Origin of the sequence: Microbispora sp. H10836, from assembly GCF_012999525.1 — a bacterium.
Taxonomy (GTDB): Bacteria; Actinomycetota; Actinomycetes; order Streptosporangiales; family Streptosporangiaceae; genus Microbispora.
Genome location: NZ_JABBWU010000016.1, coordinates 186,854 through 212,697, shown reverse-complemented (window position 1 = coordinate 212,697; position 25,844 = coordinate 186,854). Strand labels below are relative to the sequence as shown.

The 25,844-nt window shown below is 69.6% G+C and carries 16 protein-coding genes; 10 read left to right on the top strand and 6 right to left on the bottom strand.

Annotated elements, in window-relative coordinates:
* Positions 1-82 precede the first annotated feature (82 nt).
* From HHX30_RS27655 to HHX30_RS27645, 3 genes are all read right to left on the bottom strand, one after another.
* Positions 83-526: a GntR family transcriptional regulator gene (locus HHX30_RS27655; RefSeq protein WP_311922891.1), complete on the bottom strand. Its 444-nt coding sequence runs from the start codon at positions 524-526 to the stop codon at positions 83-85.
* Positions 527-770: 244 nt separating this feature from the next.
* Positions 771-2,147, bottom strand: a complete 1,377-nt coding sequence (locus HHX30_RS27650) for a lectin (RefSeq protein ID WP_169985085.1) — start codon at positions 2,145-2,147, stop codon at positions 771-773.
* 456 nt (positions 2,148-2,603) lie between these two features.
* Positions 2,604-3,374 (bottom strand): FadR/GntR family transcriptional regulator, encoded by a 771-nt coding sequence (locus HHX30_RS27645; RefSeq protein WP_169985083.1) that lies wholly within the window; start codon positions 3,372-3,374, stop codon positions 2,604-2,606.
* Between the two features lie 133 nt (positions 3,375-3,507).
* Here HHX30_RS27645 and HHX30_RS27640 point away from each other — a divergent pair, with 133 nt between their 5' ends.
* From HHX30_RS27640 to HHX30_RS27620, 5 genes are all read left to right on the top strand, one after another.
* Complete coding sequence (locus HHX30_RS27640) at positions 3,508-4,788, top strand: ABC transporter substrate-binding protein (RefSeq protein ID WP_169985081.1); 1,281 nt, start codon at positions 3,508-3,510, stop codon at positions 4,786-4,788.
* 4 nt (positions 4,789-4,792) lie between these two features.
* Positions 4,793-5,767 carry a carbohydrate ABC transporter permease gene (locus tag HHX30_RS27635; protein WP_169985079.1) on the top strand — a complete coding sequence of 325 codons (975 nt, stop codon included), beginning with the start codon at positions 4,793-4,795 and terminating at the stop codon, positions 5,765-5,767.
* On the top strand, positions 5,767-6,594 hold the full coding sequence (locus HHX30_RS27630) for a carbohydrate ABC transporter permease (protein ID WP_169985077.1): 828 nt from the start codon (positions 5,767-5,769) through the stop codon (positions 6,592-6,594). Before HHX30_RS27635 ends, HHX30_RS27630 begins: the two co-directional genes overlap by 1 nt.
* A gap of 1 nt (position 6,595) precedes the next feature.
* Positions 6,596-7,822, top strand: a complete 1,227-nt coding sequence (locus HHX30_RS27625) for a mandelate racemase/muconate lactonizing enzyme family protein (protein WP_169985074.1) — start codon at positions 6,596-6,598, stop codon at positions 7,820-7,822.
* 123 nt (positions 7,823-7,945) lie between these two features.
* Positions 7,946-10,825 carry an NEW3 domain-containing protein gene (locus HHX30_RS27620; RefSeq protein WP_211592594.1) on the top strand — a complete coding sequence of 960 codons (2,880 nt, stop codon included), beginning with the start codon at positions 7,946-7,948 and terminating at the stop codon, positions 10,823-10,825.
* Between the two features lie 146 nt (positions 10,826-10,971).
* Here the strand turns inward: HHX30_RS27620 and HHX30_RS27615 are convergent, their stop codons facing one another.
* Both HHX30_RS27615 and HHX30_RS27610 read right to left on the bottom strand, forming a co-directional pair.
* Entirely contained in the window at positions 10,972-12,519 is a 1,548-nt protein-coding gene (locus HHX30_RS27615) for an arabinofuranosidase catalytic domain-containing protein (protein ID WP_169985070.1), read from the bottom strand.
* A gap of 394 nt (positions 12,520-12,913) precedes the next feature.
* Positions 12,914-13,654 (bottom strand): FadR/GntR family transcriptional regulator, encoded by a 741-nt coding sequence (locus tag HHX30_RS27610; RefSeq protein WP_169985068.1) that lies wholly within the window; start codon positions 13,652-13,654, stop codon positions 12,914-12,916.
* 527 nt (positions 13,655-14,181) lie between these two features.
* Here HHX30_RS27610 and HHX30_RS43435 point away from each other — a divergent pair.
* The 4 genes from HHX30_RS43435 (at position 14,182) to HHX30_RS27590 (ending at position 23,164) form a co-directional block, all read left to right on the top strand.
* Complete coding sequence (locus HHX30_RS43435; protein WP_169985066.1) at positions 14,182-16,614, top strand: RICIN domain-containing protein; 2,433 nt, start codon at positions 14,182-14,184, stop codon at positions 16,612-16,614.
* 186 nt (positions 16,615-16,800) lie between these two features.
* A complete protein-coding gene (locus tag HHX30_RS41985) occupies positions 16,801-18,228 on the top strand; it encodes an RICIN domain-containing protein (RefSeq protein ID WP_311922890.1) in 1,428 nt (475 codons plus the stop codon).
* Between the two features lie 111 nt (positions 18,229-18,339).
* Positions 18,340-21,222 carry a lectin gene (locus HHX30_RS27595; protein WP_169985064.1) on the top strand — a complete coding sequence of 961 codons (2,883 nt, stop codon included), beginning with the start codon at positions 18,340-18,342 and terminating at the stop codon, positions 21,220-21,222.
* A 118-nt stretch (positions 21,223-21,340) separates the two neighbouring features.
* Positions 21,341-23,164, top strand: coding sequence for a ThuA domain-containing protein (locus tag HHX30_RS27590; RefSeq protein WP_211592593.1), 1,824 nt, complete (start codon positions 21,341-21,343; stop codon positions 23,162-23,164).
* 154 nt (positions 23,165-23,318) lie between these two features.
* On the opposite strand, the gene HHX30_RS27585 is transcribed toward HHX30_RS27590, so the two are convergent.
* The gene (locus HHX30_RS27585) at positions 23,319-24,332 is read right to left on the bottom strand and encodes a LacI family DNA-binding transcriptional regulator (protein WP_169985062.1); all 1,014 of its coding nucleotides are present in this window, start codon (positions 24,330-24,332) and stop codon (positions 23,319-23,321) included.
* Positions 24,333-24,503: 171 nt separating this feature from the next.
* Here HHX30_RS27585 and HHX30_RS27580 point away from each other — a divergent pair, with 171 nt between their 5' ends.
* Positions 24,504-25,787, top strand: coding sequence for an extracellular solute-binding protein (locus HHX30_RS27580; RefSeq protein WP_169985060.1), 1,284 nt, complete (start codon positions 24,504-24,506; stop codon positions 25,785-25,787).
* The last annotated feature ends 57 nt before the right edge of the window (positions 25,788-25,844 follow it).

Sequence of the window (25,844 nt, the reverse complement as noted above, 5' to 3'; positions counted from 1 at the left end):
GGGAAGCGGTGCCGGCCGCGTTCTCGATCAGCCGTCGTGCGACGTGGGCGTCGCCGTGAGCCGCGGGGCCGTCATGAATCTTTCACGGCGACCGCGAGCCGCGCCGCACGAGCGCCGCGGCGGCCCGCCGGGAGACCTGACCGCCGTGCCCGCGCGGGCCCCGTCCGCCCTCGTCCGGTCCGGGTGAGGTGCGGGGTCGGTCATCGGGGTTCTCGTATGTGTGTGGGCTGGTGAGGCTCTCCTCGACGCCGAGGACGTGCAGGGCGGCGTGGAGCCGGGCGCGGTCGGGATCGCGTGCCAGCAGGGCGCGGTAGACGGCGCGGTGTTCGGGGAGGGTCCGGTGGATGGCCTGGGGGTCGCTCATGCCGCGCCAGACGCGGGCGCGTACGGCCTCACGCAGGGTGTTGCGGGCGACGCCGAGCTGTTCGGCGAGGTCCTTTTCCACGGGCAGTTTCTGCCCGGGTCGCAAGCGGCCATCGATGATCATCTGTTTGATCGTGTCGATCGCGGTCTCGATGACGCCCACGTCAGCCTCCCCAATGGTGGCCATCAGGGTAGCGGTGGGTCTGGATCGTGCCAGGGTGCGTCCGGGCGCTGTAGCCGGGCTGGCGGGGCGGCGAGTAGCGGCCGCGGTGGATTGGAGCAGCGGATCCCGGGGGAAACGGCGACGCGGGTCTGCCACCTGGGGTGACAGACCCGCGCCGGTCCCTGCCCCGAGGACGCCCCTGACAGAAGAAGGGCGTGGCCCCGGTGCTTGTGGTCGATGCGTCTCAGACGCGGGTCCACTTCTGGTTGTTGCCGCCGGTGCAGGACCAGATCTGGACCCTGGTGCCGTTGGCGGTGCCGTTCCCGGACACGTCCAGGCACTTGTTCGCCCCGACCGCGGTGATGCTGCCGTCGGAGTTGAAGCGCCACTTCTGGTTGTTCTGGCCGTTGCAGTCCCAGATGATCACCGCGCTGCCGTCGGCGGTGCCGCCGCCGTTCACGTCCAGGCACTTGTTGCCGTACACCCGCAACTCGCCCGCGCTGGTGGAGGTCCACTTCTGGTTGTTCTGGCCGTTGCAGTCCCAGATCAGCACCGTCGCGCCGTTGCTCTGCGACGCGCCGTTGACGTCCAGGCACCGGCCCGACGCCACGCCCCTGAGCGCGCTCGTGCTCCCCGGGGACGACGGAGAGGACGACGGAGAGGCCGAGGGTGACGGGGACGGCGACGGGGTGCCGCCGCTGCCGAACTGCGTGAAGAAGCTCCACACCACGGGCCTGGTCCAGGAGTTCTCGCCGGGTTCGAAGTCGCCGGACTTCCCGTCCACGGGACCGGGGGTGTGGCCCGCGTCGAACGCCGCCCACGCGACCGGATACCCGGCCCTGCAGCCCGAGTAGTAGGTGACGATGTGCGTCAGGCTGCCCTGCGCCGGCTCCGGCGGGTTCTGCGCCGTGCAGCCGTTGTTCCTGACGAACCTGTCACGCAGCGAGCGGCCCGCGGAGATGTTGAGGACCGGGTCCCTGAGGCCGTGCAACCCGATGTAGGCGACGGGCTCGGTGCCGCCGCTGCACCCGCTGAGCTGCCCGCCGGAGTAGACCGCCACCGCGCGGAAGACCGACGCCCGGGCACACGCGAGCGCGTAGCTCATGCCACCGCCGTAGCTGAAGCCCATGGCGAAGCGCTGGGAGGTGTCGACGCAGAGGTCCCCCTCGATCCGCCGGATCATGTCGTCGACGAAGGTGATGTCCTCGCCGCCGGAATTGGCCCAGCCGTTGTTGAAGCCCTGGGGTGCGACGAAGATGGTGCTGTTGTTCGACAATGCCCTGAGCCCGTAGTAGGACCAGGGGTATCCACTGGTTCCGCCCGAGTCGACGTCATTGGCGGTGCCGCCGTTCCAGTGGAATCCGAAGATCAAGCGATAAGGGGTGTTGTTGTTGTAGTTGTCAGGAATTCTCAGGATGTAGCTGCGATTCTTCCCGCTGGTCGTGATCGACTGCGTACCGCTTCTCAGCGTCGGAGTCTTGCCGCATCCCGCGGTGGCCGCGAGGGCGCTCTTCGCGGTGGCGGATTTGACGGCACTGTCGCCCAGCGCGGCCTGCGCCGTGGACAGGAGGAGCAGTGCCGTGGTCGCGATGACGGTGAAGAGGGATCTGTGCCCCGGCATCACGCAAGCTCCTTTCTCGTGGAGACATACGTAAATGAGGTAGCCGTTCGTTCCGGCGTTTTCCTGAGGTGAGAGGGCCCGGCCGGACCGGCGTGTCCGGTCTCTGGCCCGGCGAATTCCGGTCCGCCGTCGCCGGCGTCCCGCGCGCGATCGGATCGCCGGTCCACGCGTGTGCCGGCCGGTCGACGTATCCGGTGTTAGCGCTCACCCAACGCCCCGATCGGATTTCCTTTCTTCCGGATGGCGGGGACGGAGGCGATGGTGCAGCGGAGCAAATATGACCGTGACCGGACCTGTCAAGGCTCGGACTGCCCGGCGTCACGGGATTCCCGCCTCGGACGACCGGCCGCTCCCGCGTCTGGCCAGGGGAAGCGGCCGTGGTCGCCGCCGACGGGCCGCGCTGAAACTTTCACTCCCCCCGGGATCGAATCGTTTGCGAGGACGTGAACTCCGGCGTCAGCGCCGCAGCCGTACGGGATCGGCGGGTCCGCTGCGGCGGACGACCCAGGCCTCGGTGATGTGGTTGAACATCGCCTCGGCGGCGCCGTCGGGATCGTGGGCGGCGATGCGTTCGTAGATGCGGCGGTGACCGAGGTTCGACGCCACGCACAGGGCCCGCTCGGTCCGGCCCGTGTACCGGGCGGTGTGGATGACCTGCTTCTCCAGCGCCCGTACGACGCCGCGGGCGATGCGGTTCCCGGACGCCTGCATGATCGTGTCGTGGAAGGCGCGGTCGCTGTCCGCGTAGGTGACGTGGTCGTCCACGAGCTCGTCCATCCGGTCCACCAGCGCGCGCAACCGCTCGATCGTGTCCGGCCCGGCCAGGCGGGCGGCGACGTTCGCCATGTCGGACTCCAGCACGCGCCGTGTGACGACGACGTCGTCGAGTATCGCCAGGGTCTCGTCCTCGGCGATGGTCGCGGCGAGGACGAGCTCGTCGAGCATGTCCCACATCGCCGGGGGCGTCACCATGGTGCCGGCGCCCTGGCGGACCTGCACGAGCCCCTTCTCCTGCAGGACTTTCACGGCCTCGCGGACGACCGTGCGGCTCACGGAGAACGCCTCGCACAGCGCGGGCTCGGGAGGCAGCGGCGTTCCCGGCGGGTGCACGCCGCGGACGATGCGTTCCACCAGCTCGGCCGTCACCGCCCGGGCGAGGCTGGCCGGGCGCCGTACCCACGCGGGGGATGCCGGGACGCCCCCGGCGGTGTCCTGCGATGCCGTCATATCCCCCTCCGTGTGGCCCAACGAACAGCGCCACCGCGCCAGTATAGGTGACCGCTATTGACGTAATACGTCATACGAGTTACGTTTCGCCAGATCGGCCGGGCAGGTCGGCCGCTCCTGAAAGCGAGCAGCGATGAGACAGCAGCGGTGGTGGGCGGTCCTGATGGTCGCGGGACTGGCCGTGACCGGCTGTGGGAGCGCGGCGAGAACGGAGTCTCCGTCCGGAGAGTCGCCGCAGAAGCAGCAGCAGAAGCTCGTGGTCTGGGACTGGAAGTCCAGTGAACCGGCGGCCGCGACCTATATCGAGAAGGCGAAGGCCGACTTCGCCGCGCGGCATCCCGGCGTCACGGTGGAGTTCGTGGCCCAGCCGTTCGACCAGTACTACACCCTGCTCGGCACGGCGATCCAGTCCGGCAAGGGGCCCGACGTCATGCTCTTCAACGGCGGCGGGCAGATCCGCGACCGGACCGACGCGCTCCTGCCGCTGGACCAGTACGTGGCCGAGGACAAGAGCCGGCTGGCGGGCTGGGAGGCGTTCGGCAAGGACGGCAAGATCTACGCCGCGCCGGTGACCCTGCAGGGACACCCCATCTACTACAACAAGGCGCTCTACGAGAAGGCCGGACTCGACCCGGCGAAACCGCCCGCGACCTGGGACGAGCTCCTCGACTCCTGCGCGGCCATCAAGAAGGCGACCGGGGCCACGTGCTTCGCGCTGGGCAACAAGGAAGGCGCCGGAATCCAGTTCTGGATGTCGGGCCTCGGATCCGGCATCCTGACGCCTCAGGAGTACGACGACTGGATCGCCGGGAAGCGCGACTGGTCCTCTCCGCACGTACGGCGGATCTTCGAGCTGTGGAAGGAGGCCCAGGACAAGGGACTCAACAACGAGGGCGCCAACTCCACGGCGATGTTCACCGACATCTTCACGGTCTTCGAGACCGGCAAGGCCGCGCACATCATCGGGCTGATGTCGGACATCGGACACTGGAAGGACTTCTCCGAGTTCCTGCCGCCCGACAAGCTCGGCGTCATGCAGGCCCCGGTCGCCTCGGAAGGGGCCACCCCGAGCCTGCCGTACGACGGCGGCATCGGCTACGCGGTCGCCAAGTGGACGAAGGACCCGCAACTGGCCGCCGACCTGGTGCGATCCCTGACCTCGACCGAGGCCCTGACCGCGTTCTACGCCAAGGCCGGCGCGATCGCGTCCGACACGACCATCGACGTCTCCCAGGCCGGCCCGGCCGTCGGCGGGATCGTGCAGGAGATCAAGACCGGCAAGCCCGCCCTGCACGTCGCGCTGTCCTCCAAGACCCTGGACCTGATGGGAAGACTGTCCCAGCAGCTCCTGAGCGGGTCGGCCACGGTGGACGAGGTCGTGGAGCAGCTGGCCGCCTCCGACCGGGCGGGCTGATCGCGTGCCGGTCAAAGGTTCGCCGCCGTCGGTGCGCCCGGCCGGCTCCGGGCGCACCGACGCGGCGACGACGGAGCGGCGGGGGCGCCGCGGGAACGCCCGCACGCCCACCCGCGGGGCGCTCGCCGAGCGCCTCGCGCCCTACGTCCTGGTGGCCCCGGCCGTACTGATCATCGTGGTGCTGCGGCTGTGGCCGCTCGTCCTTGGCGTCAACTTCTCCTTCACCGGTGACGGCGAGCTCAACGGGACCCCCGTCGGCCTGGGCAACTACCTGGAGCTGGCCGACGACCCGTTGTTCCGCACCGCGCTGGGCAACGTCGGGCTGCTGGTGCTGCTGCTTCCCGTGGCGGTGGCGATCCCGGGCCTGCTCGCGACCTTCATTTATCTGCGCGTGCCGGGCAACCGGGTCTACCGCAGCGTGTACTTCTTCCCTGCCGTGCTCTCGCCGGTGATCGTCGGGGCGATCTTCAACCTCATGCTGGGGTACGACGGCCCGGTGAACGCCGCTCTCGGGGCGATCGGCCTGGGACCGGTCGATTGGCTCGGCGATCCGGACATCGCCATGTTCACGGTGGTCGGCGTGCACATATGGGCGACCTTCGGGATGTCGCTGGTCGTGTTCCTCGCCGGATTCAGCACTCTTGACGCCTCGCTGCTGGACGCCGCCCGGGTGGACGGCGCGTCGCTCGGCCGCGTCATCTGGCACGTGATCATCCCGAGCCTGACGCGCACCATCCAGTTCGTCTTCGTGACCACGATGATCGGGATGCTGACGTCCATGTTCGGCCTGCTCTTCGTCATGACCAGCGGGGGCCCGGAAGGGTCGACCTACCTGCCGGAGTACTACATCTGGCACGAGCAGGGGCAAATGAACCGGCCGGCGCTCGCCTCGGCCGCGTCGACGGTTCTCTTCGTCGTCATGCTCGTGGTGGGGCTCCTGCAGATCAGCCTGCTCCGCCGCGCGGGGAGGCAGGACTGATGCGCGGCATGCGCCTGGCCAGGTGGGCGGCCGCCGTCCCGATGGCCGCCCTCGCGCTGGCGACGATCTATCCTCTCGTGTTCACCGCCAACGTCGCGATGAAGACCCGCCGCGACTACGTCCTCGACCGGTTCTCCCCGGCGGGCTCTCCGCGCTGGGACAACATCGCCGAGGCGTGGGCCGGCGCCGGGATGGCGCGATACTTCGCCAACTCGTTCGTCGTGGTGACCTTGTCGGTGCTCCTTCTGCTGCTGCTGGGGTCGATGGCGGGCTTCGCGCTGAGCCGGCTGCGGTTCCGCGGCTCGACCGTCATCTTCCTGGGGTGTCTCGCGGGGCTGTTCGTCCCCTTCCAGGTGATCATGGTGCCGCTCACCAGGGTCATGGCGGACAGCGGGCTCGTCGACACCTATCCGGGACTGATCCTGGCCTACGTCGCGCAGTTCCTCCCGTTCACCGTCTTCCTGATGACGAGTCACTACAGGACCGTTCCGGCGGAGATCGTCGACGCGGCCAGGATCGACGGGAACACGGTGTACGGGGTGTACCGGCGGATCATGCTCCCGCTGGGCGTTCCGGCGCTGCTGTCCGTCGGCATCCTCGACACCCTGTTCTGCTGGAACGACGTGCTCATCTCCCTGCTGATGATGCCGTCGCCGGAGCATCGCACCCTCATGATCGGGGTCAACTCGCTGCGTGGACAGTACTCGGACGACATCCCCACCTTCGCCTCGGGAGTCCTGATCGCCGCGGTACCCGTACTGATGATCTATCTGTTTCTGCAGCGGCGGATCGCCGACGGCGTCACCGCAGGTTCCACGAAGGGCTGACATGAGGATCACGGGGTATCGGACCACGACGACGGTCCAGGAATGGGGCCGTCCCGTCGGCGACGCCAACGGCGTCTTCGCCGACGGGGTCGTCTCGGTGCCGATCGTCATGGTGGACACCGACGAGGGGATCACCGGCGTCGGCCTAGGGCCGCACGTGAACATCGACGCCGTGTTCGCCGCGATCGAGGGCGAGGATCCGCGCGGCGTCACGGCGCTCTACGACCGCATGCTGCGGCAGACCTTCAAGGCGGGGCACGCGGGCGCCGTGTTCGGCACGATCGGCGCGCTCGACACCGCCCTGTGGGACATCAAGGCGCAGGCGGCCGGCGAACCGCTCTGGCGTCTGCTGGGCGGACTCGACAGGCGGGTTCCCGCCTACGCCTCCGGCCTGGACATCGGCCTGACCGATGACGAGCTCGTCTCGGCCTACCAGGTCTACGCCCAGCACGGCCTGCGCGCCGCCAAGATCAAGGGCGGCCTCGACATCGAACGCGACCGGCACCGCCTGACCCTGGTACGGGACGTCCTGACCGAGGCCGGGCACGGATCGCGGCCGGGCCTGATGCTCGACGTGAACGAGGCCTGGACGCGCAAGCAGGCGGTCCGGCACGTCTGCGAGCTCGAGCGCACGCTGGATCTCACCTGGATCGAAGAACCGGTCCGGCGGTGGGACGCCGAAGGGCTTTCCGTCGTCGGCCGTGGCGTCCGCGCCTCCGTCGCCACGGGGGAGAACCTCACCGGGCTCGAGCAGTTCCGTCCGCTGCTGGCCGCGGGGGCGGTCGACATCGTCCAGGCGGCCGCCGTCTGGGGGGTGTCCCACTTCCTCCGGGTGGCCGCCCTGGCGCACGCCCACGACCTGCCGGTCAGCCCGATCGGCAACACGCCGGTCGGGCTGCTGCACGCCGCGACGTCGGTGCCCAACCACATGGCCAGCGAGTTGCAGGACCTGCACCCGCCGCTCGGCGTGTCGCTCGACCTGTACGTCGAGGACGGCGCCTTCGTCCTCGGAGACGCGCCGGGTCTCGGTATCACGATCGACGAGCGGGCGATCAGCGCGTTCACCCGCCGGCCGGACGCCAGGGCCGCCGACGGCCCCCACATCCGGCCGGAGCACGCCGGTCGGCGGCTGCTTTCCGTGGCCGACCACGGTCACCCCGCACAGCCACACCAGCTCACCCCTAGCACGCGGCCGGCCGACGAGGTGTCTCACACCGTCCGGCGCTGACCGTCCCTGCGCACGCAGTGCCGGAAGAAAGGAAGAAACATGCGTCCGTCACCTGTGCCGCGAAGACGACCACAAGGAAGAACAACGGCCGCGGCGTCCGCCGCCGTACTCATCACCGCCGGAATGTTCGCCGGGCCGGGCGCCGCCCGGGCGGAAGCGGCCGGGGCCGCCGACAGGATCGTGGTGGCGCCCGCCGGAGCCAAGAACGCCGACGACAACGGCCCGGGCAACAGGGGCCGGCCGCTGGCCACCCTCGGGGAGGCACAACGGCGGGCCCGTGTCGCGGCGGCCGAGGGGAAGCGCGACGTCACGGTCGAACTCCTGGACGGGACCTACCGGCTGACCTCGCCGCTGCGTTTCGACGCCGCCGACTCCGGCCGGAACGGGCACACCGTCACCTGGACGGCCGCGCGCGGGGCCACGCCCGTGCTGAGCGGTGCCACGCCCGTCACCGGTTGGGAGGTCGACGACGCCGCCACCGGTGTCTACAAGGCCCACGTCGGCACCGGGTTCGACACCCGCCAGCTCTACGTGGACGGGAAACCCGCGCAGCGCGCACGGATCAGCGTGGCACGGTCCGACATCACCCTGACTCCCATCGGCTTCACCATCAGGAACCCGGATCTCGCCTATCTCGCCACGCTTCCCGACCAGAAGCGCATCGACTTCCAGGCGATGCTCTCGTTCACCAACCGGTTCGCGCCGGTGGAGAGCATCTCCGGTTCCACCGTCGTCATGCAGCAGCCGGCCTGGGACAACAACACCTACGGGTACGACGCCATCCAGGCTCCGTTCCGGACGCCGAAGTTCTTCCTGCTCAATTCCAGGAAATTCCTGGATGAGCCCGGCGAGTGGTATCTGGATACCACCGCTGGAACGCTGTACTACAAACCGCTCCCCGGGCAGGACATCTCGCAGGTGCGGGCCGAGCTGCCCCGGCTGGAGTCGCTGGTCCAGGTCGGCGGCACCTACGACGAACCGGCCCGCAACCTCCGGTTCGAGGGCCTGACCTTCACCGGCACCACCTGGCTGCACCCCGGCACCTCCGACGGCTACGCGAACCAGCAGACCGGCGCCTTCATAAGCGGCGTCCAGCCCCATCGGCCGCCGGACGCGTTCACCTCGTGCTCCTCCGGCTGCAAGGGATTCGAGGCGGCCCGTAACAACTGGGCGCAGGCGGCCGCGGCGGTGCAGGTGTCGGCCGCGGAGGACATCGCCTTCGTGGACAGCACCTTCGTGAACCTCGGTTCCGTCGGGCTCGGCATCGGCAACGACGCCAACGCCCACGCCACCGGCGTGGGACTCGGCGCGCACAAGGTGTCGGTCGTGGGGAGCACGTTCACCGCGAGCGCCGGAGGCGGCATCGTGGTCGGCGGCATACGCCCGGACGCGCACCACCCGTCCGATCCCCGCATGGTCAACAGCGACATCCTCCTGCGTGACAACCGCGTCTACGCGACCGCCCTCGAATACCTGGACCAGGACGGGATCTTCGCCAGCTACGTCACCCGGCTGGCCATCGAGCACAACTACGTCTCCGACATGCCGTACACCGGCATCGGCATCGGCTACGGCTGGGGTGCCAACGACCCGGGCGGCAGCCCGGAGTACATCAACCGCGGGCTGTACGACTTCCAGCCGCTCTACGACACGCCGACGACTCTTAGCGACGTCCGCGTGGTGGGCAACCACGTGCGCAAGGTCGTGCAGACCATGTTCGACGCCGGCTGCATCTACACGCTCTCGGCAATACCCCGCAGCACGATCGACGAGAACTACTGCGAGAGCAGCGGACAGCTCGGTCTGTACTTCGACGAGGGTTCCCGGTATCTGAGCGCGAGCCACAACGTGTTCGTCGGCACCGCCGCGCAGTGGGCGCACGCCAACAACCAGAACGGCAACCACACCGGTGACCTCACGCTGATCGGCAACTTCTCCACCAACCCCGCGATCACCGGCCTGGTGAACGGCCAGCGCGGGAACGTCGTCAGGGACAACGTGACCATCAGCGCCGGCAACATTCCCGCCGAGGCCGCCCGGATCGTCTACGAGGCTGGTCCCACCGGGAAGTACCGCGGCGAACCCGACCCGCAGCGCCCCCCGCTCGGCGTCTCTCTGACGGCCGACCCGGCCGGTGTGAGCACCGGTGGTTCGGCCACCGTCACCGCCACGATCGCGAACGTGAGTGACGGCCGGGCCGCCGACCTGGCCGTCTCGATCACCGTTCCCGAGGGCTGGCAGGCCGAACGCATCGGCAAGCCGGTGAAGCGCGGGCTCGCCGCCGGCGCCTCGGCCACCGAGACGTGGAAGATCACCGCACCCGGCTCGTTCACGACACCGGTCAGCCGCGCGGCGGTCAAGGCGTCGGTGAGCTTCAGCGCCGGCAAGACCGGCTACACGGTGGACAGGTCGCTGACCCTGACCGCGATCAACCCGCTGACCTCCCTGAAGGCCCACGGCTCCGTGCCGAGCCGGTTCGCGGAGGCCGGATCCGAGTACGCCATCCTCACCGAGGGAACCGACATCTGGCAGGACGCCGCCGGGTCCTTCGACGAGTACGGCGTCGTCTACCGGGACGACGCGGCCGGGAGCACGTCGACCGTGACCGCGCGGGTCACCCAGATGGACAACACCAACGCCTGGGCCAAGGCGGGGGTCGTGCTCCGCAACGACGTCACCGGCACGGGCTCGTCGCCCGGGTACGCCGTCATGGTGGTCACGCCGGGCAACGGGGTCGCCTTCCAGTGGGACTCCGACGGCAACGGCTACCTCGACTCGTTCAGCGGGGTCTCGGGAATCAGGGCGCCCGCCTGGGTCCGCCTCGTCCGCTCCGGCGACCAGGTGAGCGGCTACTACTCCACCAACGGCACCGCCTGGACCAAGGTCGGCCCGACCGCGACCCTGCCCGGCATCGCCGACAGGCAGGACGCGGGACTGATCGCCACGTCCCACGCCGCGGGCGTGACGGGTCAGTTCGGCTTCGCCGACTTCGGCGTGAGCTGATCCGGGCACATCCGAGCCCGGACCATGACCGGGGGCCGGCCGCGGTGGCGGCCGGCCCCTTGGTCATCGGCCGTGCTCCGGGACTGTCCTGCTTCCACCGAGTGGCCGGCGTCCGGGTTCGGTGAGGCTCCTGTCCCGGGAGCGGGTCAGCGGTAGCCGGCGGCCACGATCTCGGCCTGGACGGCGTTCTCGGTGGCGTCGGAGGGATAGCCGGCGACCATGGCGCCTTCGTAGAAGGTGCCGGCGCTGAGGTTGGCGCCGCCGTCGGGCTTGCAGCAGTCGCCGCCGCTGCCGAGGATGATCGCGCCCTGCTTCTTCATCGGGCTGTAGCCGCCGGGCAGCGCGCCGTCGTAGAGGGTGTAGAGGGTGCCGGACTGGGCGTTGCTGCCCTTCATGGCGAAGCGGGAGGTGCCGTTGTTCTTCAGCGTGGCGGTGACGAACTTGCTGGTGAAGGCGCGCTGGTTGGGGTTCCAGGATTGGCTGCCGCCGGGATACAGGCCCCATTCGAGGTCGGCCTGGACCCAGGGGCCGCTTCCGGAGCAGCCGCCGAACCAGCACTGCTTGCTGAAGTTGATGGCGTCCATGGCTCCGGCGGCGTCGGCCTTGCGGGTGGTCTCGCTGTTGCCGTAGTCGAAGCAGCAGCCGCTGTTGACGTGGGTGCCGCTGGTCACCATGTACATGCCCTCGGGCGCGCTGCCCGTGGGCACGCCGGTCAGGTGACCGTCCCGCCAGTAGCTGTTGCCGGGGTTGATGTAGAGGGAGTAGGCCTTGTTGCCGCCGACGGTGAGGGACTCGGTGGTCGCGACCGCGGGTTTGCTCTGGGGGGATCCGGGAACCACGCTGGAGCCCTGGTACCACAGGTCGTTGCCCCGCCCCGACTGGTCGTACACGACCGTGATGACACAGGTGGTGCCGGCACAGAACGAGTCCTGAGCAGCGGCGTCGGCGACACCGCCCGCGGTCAGGACGGCGATGTTGCGGGTCGTGTTGTCGGAGGAGCGCCTGACCTGGTACAGGTTGCCCGTGTAGGAGCCGTAGAGCGCCCGCGTCGTGCTGTGCGCGGCCACGCACGCTGTGCCGCCCGAGGCGTAGATGTCGCACGGGCGCGCGCCGGGCGGCGGCGGGGTCGGTGACGAGGTCGGCGACGTGGTCGGCGTCTGGCTGGGCTGGGCTCCGGTGGTCCACTGCTGGTTGGTGCCGCCGTGGCAGGTCCAGATGTGCACCTTGCTGCCGTTGGCCGTGCCGTAGTTCGACACGTCCAGGCACTTGTTCGCGCCGACGGCCGTGATGGTGCCGTCGGAGTTCAGGCGCCACTTCTGGTTGTTCTGGCCGTTGCAGTCCCAGATGATGACCGCGGTGCCGTCGGCCGTGCCGCCTCCGTAGACGTCCAGGCACTTGTTGCCGTAGACGCGCAGCTCACCGGCGCTGGTCGTGGTCCACTGCTGGTTGGCCTGCCCGTTGCAGTCCCAGATGTTCACCTGCGCGCCGTTGGCCTGGGACGCGCCGCTGACGTCCAGGCACCGCCCCGACCCCACGCCGACCAGCGGCGTGGTGGCCGCGGAGGCAGGCGCCGCCCATGTCAGGGCGGTGGCCACGAGGGTCGCCGGCACCGCGAGGACGGACACGACGACGGCCGCCCGTGAGCGCCGCCCACGCGTCGCGCGGCCCGGTGGGGGAACGGATGGAGGTCGCATTGTCGTACTCCTTGGGGTAGGGCGTCGCGGGGACAGGCTCGCTCGGAAAGGGGCGCGCTGGGGAAGGCGCGCGGCCCGGCGACTGCCTAGGACCGGCGTGAACGGCGGAAAAGCCGATCGAAGCCGGTCGCCGCTGGAGAGGCGAATCGATTCGATACCAAGCGAGCGAGCTGGAGACGGGGAAGACGGCGGTGCACCGTGTAGCACATACGACGGGCGGACTCCCTGTCAAGGCTCTGTGTCACCGGCTGCCTGCCGAAAGCCCTCTCCGATCCGGATGCCCTGCGTTTTCGGTCGGCGCAGTCGATGAAACGTTCATCCGCCGGGCGTGCGGTTCACGTCCCCGGTCGTGCCGCTGACGTCGAACCGGTTCTGGTGCTTCGCGGCCCGGCCGTCACCGGTCGGAGGAGAAGAGGCGCTGCTGGATCTCCCTGCGATAGTCGTCGAGAGTGTTGTCGATGTGCGTGGCGGCGGCCTGGGCGGCCGCTTCCGGGTCGCCAGCGCGGATGGCCTGGGAGATGGCGTCGTGCTCCTCGACGGCCTTGGCGGCGTGCCCGCCCACCGAGCCCCGCAGCCCGATGAGGCTCGACTGGGCCTGCAGGCGCCGGGCCTCCCGCACCGCGATCTGAAGGAACATGTTGTGGGAGGCGGTGGCGATGGCGGTGTGGAAGGTGTCGTCGCCCTCGTTGAACAGGTCCTCGCGTCCGGTCTCGAAGCCGTGCCGGCACATGCCGGCCGCCTCCTCGATGGCCCGCAGCTCGGCAGGGGTGGCGCGCCGGGCGGCCAGCCGGCTGGTCTCCATCTCCTGCGTCCGGCGGAACTCGAACAGCATGTAGACGTGGTCCAGGTCGGTCGGGAGGAAGAAGGCCGCCCGGCGCCCGGTGCCGAGCATCCCCTCGTCGTCGGCCACGTAGAGGCCGCGCCCCTTCTGGGCGCGCACCCGTCCGAGCGCGGAGAGTATCTTCACCGCCTCGCGGACGACGGTGCGGCTGGTGCCCAGCTCCCGGGCCAGGTCGTTCTCGGTCGGCATGCGGTCCCCCGGACGCAGGCCCAGCCGGACGATCAACTCGAGCACCTGCTCCGCGGCCACCTCGTAGCCCGGCCGGTATCCGCTCTCACGGGGGGTGTCGGTCACCGTGCTCCCTCCTCGCCGTTCCCTGCAGAGTATGACTGATCGGAGTTGTCTTTCCGTGGGGCACGTACGTCCGATCAGTACGACACATCTGAACGATTCATTCGGGATGGTCGGCACCGGCGAATACGCCGGCGGACGTAACCACAGGTGAACGAGGAGAAAAGGATAACTGTGGCTCGGGCGCCGATGTGCGCACGATGAAATAAGTGGGCTTAAGGTCTTGACGGGCATCAGCGCTCCGATCGTAATTGGTAGCGAGATCCCGGTGGGAGAGCTCGTTCCGGAATCTCCGCGGCTGGATCACATGGGCGGGGTGTGGGAGGCGCTGCGCGGCCCTCCGCACCCCGGCCGGCCACGTCGACGTCCACAGCCCCGCTTCGCCAGGCGTCCCCTCGTGGTGCCGCCGGTGAGGCAGCCGGCCGCCGTCGTACCCCTCACCGTTCGGCGACGGCCTCCACCTCGGGAGGGAGTGACCTGCCTGAGGAGGGCGTGACCTGACCACCCCCCTACCCCCCAAAGGAACCACCGTGCAGTCACCTTCACCCGTCACGGCGCCGAGACCGGTCCTCACCGGCATCGTCGCCGCGGCGCTGGCCGCGGCGTTCGCCCTCGTCGCCCCGGCCACCCCGGCCCTCGCGGCCACCACGACCCTGTACGCGTCCCCCTCCGGAACCGGCACCGCCTGCACCTCCGCCCAGCCCTGCTCGCTGCCGGCGGCGCAGACGGCGGTGCGGTCGCAGAACAGCGCCATGTCCGGTGACATCGTCGTCGAGCTCGCCGACGGCGTGTACCGGCAGACCTCGCCGTTGAGATTCACCGCCGCGGACTCCGGCACCAACGGCTACAGCGTCAAGTGGCAGGCCGCGCAGGGCGCCCGCCCGGTGATCAGCGGAGCCCGGGCGGTCACCGGGTGGTCGCTGGCCGACTCCGGGAAGAACATCTGGCGCGCCAACGTCGGCACGGGGATCGACACCCGGCAGCTGTACGTCAACGGCGCCCTCGCCACGCGCGCCCGCACCCAGGTGAACCGGAACGACTTCACCGCGACCACCACCGGGATGAGGTTCAGCAGCAGCGCGCTGAGCTACCTGAACAATCTCGCCAACCAGAACCGGGTCGAGATGGAGAGCGTGGGCTCGTTCACCGACCGGTACGTGACGGTGCAGAGCATCAGCGGCAACTTCATCACGATGCAGCAGCCCGGCTGGAACAACAACACTTTCGGGTACGACACCTTCAGTCAGCCGCACCGGGCGGGCGCGCTGTACCTGGAGAACGCGTACGAGTTCCTGGACTCCCCGGGTGAGTGGTACATCAACCCCGGGACCGGCGTCCTGTACTACATCCCGGCGTCGGGGCAGAACATCAACAACGTCGCCGTCGAGCTGCCGGTGCTGCAGTCGCTGGTCGACGTCGGGGGCACCTACGACTCGCCCGCGCACCACATCACCTTCAGCGGCATCACGTTCACCGGCACGACGTGGCTCGGCCCCAGCAGCAACCAGGGCTTCGTGGACCAGCAGACCGGCGCCTACATCGCGGGCAACTACAACTGGCCCGGCGACCGGCTGACCTCCTGCCAGGAGGGCTGCCAGGCGTTCGAGTCCACGCGGCCGAACTGGTACCAGATGCCCGCCGCGGTCCAGGTGTCCGCCGCGAACAACATCACCTTCACCGACTCGCAGTTCGTCAACCTGGGCCAGACGGCCATCGGCATCGGCAACGACGCGAACGCGCACGCCAGCGGCGTGGGCCTGGGCGCGAGCGACATCACGGTCACCCGGTCCGAGATCGCCCGCAACTCGGCCGGCGGGGTCGTGGCCGGCGGGGTGCGCGCCGACGCGCACCACCCGAGCGACCAGCGGATGGTCAACCGGAACATCACGGTCAGCAACAACCGGATCCACGACCTCGGCCTGGACTACCGGGGCATCGTCTCGGTCCTGACCACCTACGTCACCACCTCGAACGTCTCGCACAACGAGGTCTACAACCTGCCGTACACCGGCATGTCGATCGGCTACGGGTGGGGCGCCAACGAGCCCGGCGGCAGCACCAACTACGCCAACCGCGGGCTGTACAACTACCAGCCGCGGTACACCACCGCCACCACCGCGTCCGGCAACAAGCTCGTCGGCAACTACGTGCACGACGTCATGCAGCAGATGACGGACGGCGGGTGCATCTACACGCTGTCCTGGAACCCCGGCGCCGTGATCAGCGACAACTACTGCCTGCGGACCAACGGCTGGTTCGGCGTCTACTTCGACGAGGGCTCGAAGTACTACACCGTCAGGAACAACGTCCTGTCGAACACCGGCACCTGGGCCACGGCCAACTACTGGGGCGGTGAGAACATGGGCAACTTCACCGTCACCGGCAACTGGTCGACCAACAGCAGCACCAACATCACGAACGGCGACCGCGGCAACGTCGTCAACAACAACGTCGTCGTCTCCAACAACAACTGGCCGTCCGGCGCGCAGGCCGTGATGGCGGCCGCCGGGCCCCAGAGCGGCGGCACGTCGTCGCCCTCGGCCTCGCCGTCCGCGTCGCCCACTCCGCCCGCCGGGAGCACGAGCGCGCTCCGGGGTGTGGCGTCGAACCGCTGCCTGGACGTGAACGGCGCCTCGCAGTCGAACGGCGCGACGGTGCTGATCTGGGACTGCAACGGCCAGAACAACCAGCAGTGGACCTCCACCAGCGCGGGCGAGTTGCGGGTGTACGGCAACAAGTGCCTGGACGTCAACGGCGGCGGCACCGCCGACGGCAGCGCGGTGATCATCTGGGACTGCAACGGCCAGAACAACCAGAAGTGGCGCTTCAACTCCGACGGCAGCATCACCGCGGTCGGGGCGAACAAGTGCCTGGACGTCAGCGGCGCCGGCACCGCCAACGGCACCAGGGTCCAGATCTGGTCCTGCACCGGCGGCGCCAACCAGAAGTGGACCCGCATCTGACACAAGGCTCCGCCGGGGCGACCCCTCGCCCCGGCGGAGCACGGTGCGGCGGCCGCCGCCGGATCGGCGGATCCGGCGGCACGCCGCGCCCTTCCGGTTCCGGGCACCTGTAGAGCCGCTCTCGTCCGCGCCGGCCGCCTCGGCCGCACCCCTCGAACGCGAGTCCCCCATCCCGCAGGAGCAGTAGTGTCCTCACCGCAAGTCCCGGAGCCGGCCTCCCGCAGGGCGCTCCCCGAGTACGACATCGGACCGCGGCGCTTCGCAGCCGCCGTCCTCGCCGGGATCGTGACCGTTCTCCTGGCGATGGCCGGCGCGGCGGGATGGCCGTCCGCCGCGTCCGCCGCCGACAACCCCTACCAGCGCGGGCCCGCGCCCACCGCGGCGAGCATCGCCGCGGACCGCGGTCCCTTCGCCACCGCCCAGGTGACCGTTCCCAGGGGCAACGGATTCGGCGGCGGGGTCATCTACTACCCGACCGACACCAGCCAGGGCACCTTCGGCGCGATCGCGATCGCCCCCGGCTTCAACACCGCCTGGAGCTACTACGCCTGGCAGGGCCCGAGGCTCGCCTCGTTCGGGTTCGTCGTGATCGGGATCGAGACCAACACCCTCAACGACTACGCCGACGCCCGGGCCGCGCAGTTGCTCGCCGCGCTGGACTACCTGGTCAACAGCAGTTCCGTACGGGACCGGGTCGACCGCAACCGGCTGGCGGTGGGCGGCCACTCGATGGGCGGCGGCGGGGCCATCCTCGCGGCCGACCAGCGGCCCTCGCTGCTGACCGCGGTCGGGCAGGCGCCGTACGTGCCCGACGGCAGCCTCTCGGGCATCAAGAGCCCCACGATCACCTTCGCCGGCCAGACCGACGGAACGGTGACCCCGCAGTACGCCCAGAACGCGTACAACACGATCCCCGCCGGCGTCGAGCGCGCGTACGTCGAGATCGCGAACGAGGGGCACGGCTTCCCGGCCGGTGGGGGCGGCGGCAACTCGGGCGCCTTCGCGCGCACCATGATGGTCTGGCTGAAGCTGTTCGTCGACAGGGACACGCGTTACGCGCCGTTCCTGTGCCCGGCGCTGACCAACGCGAACGGCATCTCCAAGTACATGGCCAGCTGCCCGCTCGACCCGCCCGGCGGCGGTCCGACGGCCAGTCCGACCTCGACCCCGACCTCCACACCCACCTCGACGCCCACCTCGACTCCGACGGGCACTCCGCCCGCAGGGGGCACGAGCGCGCTCAGGGGCGTGGCGTCGGGCCGGTGCCTGGACGTCAACGGCGCGTCGCAGAGCAACGGCGCGACGGTGCTGATCTGGGACTGCAACGGCCAGAACAACCAGAAGTGGACCTCCACCAGCGCGGGCGAGTTGCGGGTGTACGGCAACAAGTGCCTGGACGTCAACGGCGGCGGCACCGCCGACGGCAGCGCGGTGATCATCTGGGACTGCAACGGCCAGAACAACCAGAAGTGGCGCTTCAACTCCGACGGCAGCATCACCGCGGTCGGGGCGAACAAGTGCCTGGACGTGTCCGGGAACGGCACCGCCAACGGCACCAGGGTCCAGATCTGGTCCTGCACCGGCGGCGCCAACCAGAAGTGGACCCGCGTCTGACCACGAACCGAACCGGAGGCGGCACCCCTCCCGGAACCTCGTCCACCGGCAACAGCGCGGCGGCGCGCGCCTTTGCCCGACTGCATCTCATGTCAGGAAGGAATCTCTCTTATGTCCCGACGTCCGTGGCCGGTGATGCTGGCCACGCTGGCGCTGCTGGCTCCTGTGCCGATGGCGCTGAATGTGCCGGCGGCGAATGCGTTGACGATCCCGGCCTCCGACTACCAGCAGATCGCGCTGGCGACCGGTGGCGGGGAACTGGGTGAGGCGATGTCGCTGGCGGTGTTGCCGAACCGATCGGTGTTGCACACCGCTCGTGACGGCACGGTGCGGATCACCGATGTCAACGGCACCACGAAGGTCGCCGCCAAGCTGAACGTCTACACCCATGACGAGGAGGGGTTGCAGGGGGTCGCGGTCGACCCGAACTTCGCGACCAACCGCTACGTCTGGCTGTACTACTCGCCGCGGCTGAGCACCCCGACTGGGGACGCCCCCTCCAACGGCACACAGTCGCAGTTCGACCAGTGGAAGGGGCACCTGAACCTCTCCCGCTTCACGCTCAAGTCCGACGACACGCTGGACCTGAGCAGTGAGAAGGTCGTGCTGGAGGTGCCGAACGACCGGGGCATGTGCTGCCACGTGGGCGGTGACATCGACTTCGACGCGGCCGGGAACCTCTACCTGACCACGGGCGACGACAGCAACCCGTTCGAGTCGGCGGGGTATTCGCCGCTGGACGAGCGCACGGACCGCAACCCGCAGTACGACGTGCAGCGCACCGCGGCCAACACCAACGACCTGCGGGGCAAGCTGCTGCGGATCAAGCCGCAGCCGGACGGGTCGTACACGATCCCGAGCGGGAACCTGTTCGCGCCGGGGACGGCCAAGACGCGGCCGGAGATCTACGCGATGGGGTTGCGCAACCCGTTCCGGATGAGCGTGGACAAGGCCACCGGGGTGGTCTACCTGGGCGACTACGGACCGGACGCGGGGTCGACCAACTCCAACCGCGGGCCGCAAGGGCAGGTGGAGTTCAACCGCATCACCAGCGCGGGGAACTTCGGGTGGCCGTACTGCACCGGGTCCAACAGCACGAACGAGACCTACAACGAGTGGAACTTCGCCACCAACAGCACCGGCCCCAAGTACAACTGCGCGGGCGGTCCGACCAACAACTCCTTCCGCAACACCGGGCTCACCACGCTCCCGGCGGCCAAGCCGGCCTGGATCCGGTACGGAGGGGACGCCGGTTCGCCGCCGGAGTTCGGCGGCGGGTCCGAGTCGCCGATGGGCGGACCGGTCTACCGGTACGACCCGAACCTGAACTCGTCGGTGAAGTTCCCCCAGGCGCTGGACGGGCGTTTCTTCGCCGGTGAGTACGGCCGCAAGTGGATCAAGGCCATCGAGGTCCGCTCCGACGGCGGGTACGGCGAGATCAGCGCGTTCCCCTGGTCGGGGACGCAGGTGATGGACATGGCCTTCGGCCCGGACGGCGCGCTGTACGTCCTGGACTACGGCACCGGGTCCAACAACCAGGCGCTGTACCGGATCGAGTACATCGGCAAGGCCAACCGCAACCCGATCGCCAAAGCCAGCGCGGACAAGACCTCCGGCGCGGCGCCGCTGACGGTGAACTTCTCCTCCGCGGGCAGCTCCGACCCCGAGGGCGGCACACTGTCGTACTCGTGGAACTTCGGCGACGGGACCACCTCCACGTCGGCCAACCCGGCCAAGACCTACACCACCAACGGCACCTACACCGCGACGCTCACCGTCCGTGACCCGCAGGGGCTGACCGGCACGGCGAGTGTGACCGTGAACGTGGGCAACACCGCGCCGTCGGTGGCGCTCACCTCGCCGGTGGAGGGGCAGTTGTTCTCCTTCGGCGACACGGTGCCCTTCCAGGTCAGCGTGTCCGATCCGGAGGACGGGACGATCGACTGCTCGGCGGTGTCGGTCACCTACTCCCTGGGGCACGACAGCCACGCCCACCAGATCACCTCCAAGTCGGGGTGTTCGGGGTCGATCGCGGTGCCGGTCGACGGTGAGCACGACTCGGCGGCCAACATCTACGGGGTGCTGCAGGCGTCCTACACCGACAAGGGCGGCCTGACCACCACCGTCGTCCGGACGCTGCAGCCGCGGCACCGCCAGGCCGAGCACTTCGGCGCGCAGCAGGGCCTGCAGACGGCCGACCACACCACCGCCGAGGGCGGCAAGACCGTCGGCTACACCGACGACGGCGACTGGATCTCCTTCACCCCCTACAACCTCGCCAACGCCACGCGCATCACCGCGCGGGTGTCGTCCGGCGGCGCGGGCGGCCGGCTGGAGGTGCGGGCGGGCTCGGCGACCGGCACGCTGCTGGGCACGGTGACCGTTGCGGCCACCGGCGGATGGGAGACCTTCGCCGACGTCTCGGCGAACCTCAGCGGAGCGCCGGCGGGGACGGCCACGCTGTATCTGGTGTTCCGCGGGGCGACCGGGCAGGGATACCTGTTCGACCTGGACGCCTTCACCCTCGACACCGGCACCTCCAGCTCTCCGTCTCCGTCTCCGTCTCCGTCGGTGTCGCCGTCGGCCTCGCCCACTCCTCCCGCGGGGAGCACGACCTCGATCAAGGGCGTGGCGTCGGGCCGGTGCCTGGACGTCAACGGCGCGTCGCAGAGCAACGGCGCGACGGTGCTGATCTGGGACTGCAACGGCCAGAACAACCAGAAGTGGACCTCCACCAGCGCCAGTGAGCTGCGGGTCTACGGCAACAAGTGCCTCGACGTGAACGGCGGCGGCACCGCCGACGGCACCGCGGTGATCATCTGGGACTGCAACGGCCAGAACAACCAGAAGTGGCGCTTCAACTCCGACGGCACGATCACCGCGGTCGGGGCCAACAAGTGCCTGGACGTGGCGAGCAGCGGCACGGCCAACGGCACCAAGGTGCAGATCTGGTCGTGCACCGGCGGCAACAACCAGAAGTGGACACGCGTCTGACGCCGTCCCGCAGACCACTCCCCACCATCCGACCGACCACCTGATGCGGCGCCCGGCACGGCCCCGCCCTCGACGACGAGACGGGGACCGCGCCGGGCGCCGCGACGAAAGGAAATCCATGCTGCGACATCTGACCCCCGCAGCCTCCGGGCGCGGCGCGGGGAGCGACCGGAAGACATCGGTGCTGCGACGCCTGTCGGCGACCGCGGTGGCGTTCACCACCGCCGCCGCCGCGATGGTGGTCCCCGCCACGCACGCCCAGGCCGCCGCCTTCAAGGTGCTGGTGTTCTCCAAGACGGCCGCGTTCCGGCACGACTCCATCCCCGCCGGCATCCAGGCCATCCGCGAACTCGGCGCCGCCAACGACTTCGCCGTGGACGCCACGGAGGACGCGAACGCGTTCACGTCGGGCAACCTCGCGCAGTACAAGGCCGTGGTGTTCCTCAGCACCACCGGCGACGTGCTGAACGCCACCCAGCAGACCGCCTTCCAGTCGTACGTGGACGGCGGAGGCGGTTACGTGGGCGTGCACTCGGCGTCCGACACCGAGTACGACTGGCCCTACTACGGTCAGCTGATGGGCGCCTGGTTCAACAACCACCCGGCGATCCAGCAGGCCACCCTCAAGCAGGAGGACCGCGCGCACGGCGCCACCGCCCACCTCGGGCAGACCTGGACGCGCACCGACGAGTGGTACAACTACCGCACCAACCCGCGCGCCAACGTGCACGTGCTGCAGAGCCTGAACGAGAGCAGCTACAGCGGCGGGAACATGGGCGACCACCCGATCACCTGGTGCCACCCGCAGGCGTCCGGCCGGTCGTTCTACACCGGTCTCGGACACACCCAGGAGTCGTACTCCGATTCCAACTTCCGCACCCTGCTGCTCGGCGGCATCCGTTACGCGGCCAAGGCCACGAACGCCGACTGCCGTCCCGAGACCGGCTACACGACTCTCTACAACGGGTCGACCTCCGGCTGGACGCAGGCCGGGCCCGGCTCGTTCACCAACAGCGACGCCACGCTGACCTCCCAGGGCGGCATGGGCATGCTGTGGTACAACGCCAAGGAGTTCGGCTCCTACTCCCTCAAGCTCGACTGGAGGATGACCGGCGACTCCAACTCCGGCGTGATCGTCGGGTTCCCGGCCACCAGCGACCCCCAGACGGCCCTCGACACGGGGTACGAGGTCCAGATCGACGCCACCGACACCGCGGACAAGACGACCGGGGCGATCTACGGCGTCAAGTCGGCCGACCTCGCCGCACGTGACGCGGCGCTGAACCCGCCGGGTCAGTGGAACACCTACGAACTGCTCGTCGAGGGCGAGCGGCTGCAGGTCTTCCTGAACGGCAGCAAGATCAACGACTTCACCAACACGAACCCGGCGCGATCCCTGCAGCAGGGGTACATCGGCATCCAGAACCACGGGTCCGGCAACGTGGTGTCCTACCGGAACATCCGCGTCAAGGAACTGAGCGGCCCGTCGCAGTCCCCTTCGCCCTCCCCGTCCCCCTCGCCGTCCGCTTCTCCGTCCGCGTCGCCGACCCCGCCCACGACGAGCACGACCGCGCTGCGGGGCGTGGCGTCGAACCGCTGCCTGGACGTCAACGGCGCCTCGCAGAGCAATGGCGCGACGGTGCTGATCTGGGACTGCAACGGCCAGAACAACCAGAAGTGGACCTCCACCAGCGCCAGTGAGCTGCGCGTCTACGGCAACAAGTGCCTCGACGTCAACGGCGGCGGCACCGCCAACGGCACGGCGGTCATCATCTGGGACTGCAACGGGCAGAACAATCAGAAGTGGCGCTTCAACTCCGACGGCAGCATCACCGCGGTCGGCGCCAACAAGTGCCTGGACGTCAGCGGCACCGCCAATGGCACAAAGGCGCAGATCTATACATGTAACGGCCAGAACAACCAGAAGTGGACCCGGGTATGAGATCACCCGCTCATCCCGAGAGAGCTCACGAGGCTCCGTCAGGCACCTATGTGGCATGACAGGTGTGACATGACGGTGTGACAACACGGTGCGACATGACGCCCGGCACCGCCCCGATCGGCGCGGCGCCGGGCGTCACCTCGTCGATCCCCGGTCAGCGCGGGCGTGCGGGCCCGGTCGTCCCGCGCAGGGAGATGGGCGGGGCGACGAGGGCGCCGCGATGCGGCGCGGCGGGGTCGGAGATCTGCCGGATGAGCAGGTCGACGGCCTGGGCGCCGAGCTCGTCGGCGGGCACGTCGGCGGCGGTGAGCGGCGGATGCAGGTTCTCGGCCCAGTGCCGGCCCGCGACGCCGGCGATGGAGAAGTCGCGCGGCACGGTCAGGCCCGCGCGCTCGATCGCGCGGTACATGCCGGGCATGGCGGTCTCGTTGATGGTCGCGATGGCCGTGAGATCGGGGTGGTCGGCGAGAAGCCGCCCCACGCAGGACACGCCGGCGCGGGCGTCGTCGGCGCAGCACGTCTGCACGCCCTCCAGGCCGCGTTCCGCCACAGCCTGGCTGAAACCGGCCTGAGCCCGATGGGCCGGGCCGTATCCGGCGGCCATCAGCTCGGTGGAGCGGTTGACCAGGGCGATGCGACGATGGCCCAGGTCGGCCAGATGGTGCACACATTGGGAGATCAGCGTCTCGTAGTCGATGTCCACCCAGGACATCTCGTCGGGACGGCTGGTGCGGCCGATGCCGACGAACGGCAGGCCGGTCTGCCGCAGGCGGGTGACCCGGTCGTCCTCCATCCGGATCTCCATGAGGATCACGCCGTCGACGCGCCTGCCGCCGACCACCCGCTCGAATGAGCGATCGTGCTCGCCCCCCGAGGGCGACAGCAGGACGTCGAGGTCGGCGCGCGCGGCGGCGTCCACGACGCTGGCGACGAAGCCGAGCTGCATCTCGGTGAGGCGCTGGCTGGCCGGGGGGATGACCAGGCCGATCGTGCGGGTCCTGCCCTCCTTGAGCGCCCTCGCGGTGGCGTTGGGACGGTAGCCCAGCTCGTCGATGACCGCCTGGATGCGCCGCCGGGTGGTCTCCGACACCGGGCGCTTGCCGCTCAGAGCGTAGGAGACGGTGCTGCGCGACACGCCCGATCGCCTGGCGATCTCCCCGATGTTCATCCCGCTCCTCAACCGCTCGTCCCCGGCCCCACCATCGTAGGTCGAATCGATAGAGCCGACGAACCCGGCTGTATCCGCAGGACCCCATTGACGTACGCGATGAGCGGGCCTATCTTCATGCGAACCGATTCGATAGTACTACCAGCCGCGGAACGCAGCGGAGGTCAGATCATGGGATCAGCGGCAACGGGCCGGCGGGCGGCCGGTCTGGGTCTGGTGGCGCTGGCGGCCGCGGGCGGTCTCGTCGCGTGCTCCTCGTCGTCCGGCGGGTCGTCCGGCGGTGAGGCCACGACGGGGGCGGGCCGGGCGGCCAGCGGCGGGACCTACACGATTTGGGACCCGTACCCGCAGCACGACAAGGGCTCCGAGTGGGTGAAACTGCTGGAGACGTGCGGCGCCCAGGCGGGGGTCACGGTCGAGCGCACCGCCTACGACACCACCGACCTGACGAACAAGACGCTGCTGGCCGCGCAGCAGGGCAACGCGCCGGACGTGCTCGTCGTCGACAATCCCGTGGTCTCCACGCTGGCCGAGGCGGGGGTGCTGACGACGACGGAGGAGAACAGGCTCGACACCTCGGCCGTCGCGCCGAATCTGCTCGCGGCGGGGCAGATCGGCGGCAAGACGTACGGCGTGCCGATCGGGGCCAACACGCTGGCCCTCTACTACAACGAGGACGTGCTCAAGAAGGCCGGGGTGGACATCGCCTCGGTGCGGGACTGGGCCTCGCTCACCGCCGCGCTGGAGAAGGTCAAGGCGGCCGGCAAGAAGGGCATCACGTTCTCGGCGATCGGCACCGAGGAGGGCAGCTTCCAGTTCCTGCCCTGGTTCTGGGGGTCCGGCGCGCGGCTCACCACGCTCGACTCGCCCGAGGGCGTCTCGGCGGTCGCGTTGTGGACCGACTGGCTGAAGAAGGGGTACGCCCCCAACTCGGTCATCAACAACACGCAGACCACGAGCTGGCAGGAGTTCGCCTCCGGGGACTTCGCCTTCGCGGAGAACGGGACCTGGCAGCTGGCCGCCGCCGAGAAGGCCGGCTTCGCCTACGGCATCATCCCGATCCCCGCCAAGGACGGCGGGACGGCTCCCGCGCCGACCGGCGGCGAGTTCGTCGGCATCCCCGTGCAGCAGGACACCGGGCGCTACGCCACCTCACGGAAGCTGGTGACCTGCCTGACCGGCACGGACAACTCCCTGACCACGACCACCGCCCTGTCGTACGTCGCGCCGACGGAGCAGGTGCAGGCCAAGCAGGTGGCCGAGAACCCCGACCTGGCGGTCTGGGTGGAGGCGGTAAAGGCCGCCAAGGGGCGCACCAGCGACGATCTCGGCACCAAGTATCCGAAGATCTCCGAGCCGATGTGGGGCGGGGTGCAGGCGGCGCTGAGCGGGTCGAAGAGCCCGCAGCAGGCGATGGCCGACGCGCAGGCCGCGGCCGCGAGCGCCACACAGTAGCAGCGGCGCGTGCGGCGGGGGAGGGGTCCGGGGGCGACGGCGTCCCGGATGCCGGAT

Excerpts from the sequence above, each read along its gene's own strand:
- HHX30_RS27595 (WP_169985064.1), top strand. The coding sequence starts at position 18,340 with ATGTCCCGACGTCCGTGGCCGGTGATGCTGGCCACGCTGGCGCTGCTG.
- HHX30_RS27590 (WP_211592593.1), top strand. The coding sequence starts at position 21,341 with ATGCTGCGACATCTGACCCCCGCAGCCTCCGGGCGCGGCGCGGGGAGC.
- HHX30_RS27645 (WP_169985083.1), bottom strand. The coding sequence starts at position 3,374 with ATGACGGCATCGCAGGACACCGCCGGGGGCGTCCCGGCATCCCCCGCG.
- HHX30_RS27615 (WP_169985070.1), bottom strand. The coding sequence starts at position 12,519 with ATGCGACCTCCATCCGTTCCCCCACCGGGCCGCGCGACGCGTGGGCGG.
- HHX30_RS27620 (WP_211592594.1), top strand. The coding sequence starts at position 7,946 with ATGTTCGCCGGGCCGGGCGCCGCCCGGGCGGAAGCGGCCGGGGCCGCC.
- HHX30_RS27625 (WP_169985074.1), top strand. The coding sequence starts at position 6,596 with ATGAGGATCACGGGGTATCGGACCACGACGACGGTCCAGGAATGGGGC.
- HHX30_RS27650 (WP_169985085.1), bottom strand. The coding sequence starts at position 2,147 with ATGCCGGGGCACAGATCCCTCTTCACCGTCATCGCGACCACGGCACTG.
- HHX30_RS27640 (WP_169985081.1), top strand. The coding sequence starts at position 3,508 with ATGAGACAGCAGCGGTGGTGGGCGGTCCTGATGGTCGCGGGACTGGCC.
- HHX30_RS27630 (WP_169985077.1), top strand. The coding sequence starts at position 5,767 with ATGCGCGGCATGCGCCTGGCCAGGTGGGCGGCCGCCGTCCCGATGGCC.
- HHX30_RS27580 (WP_169985060.1), top strand. The coding sequence starts at position 24,504 with ATGGGATCAGCGGCAACGGGCCGGCGGGCGGCCGGTCTGGGTCTGGTG.
- HHX30_RS27585 (WP_169985062.1), bottom strand. The coding sequence starts at position 24,332 with ATGAACATCGGGGAGATCGCCAGGCGATCGGGCGTGTCGCGCAGCACC.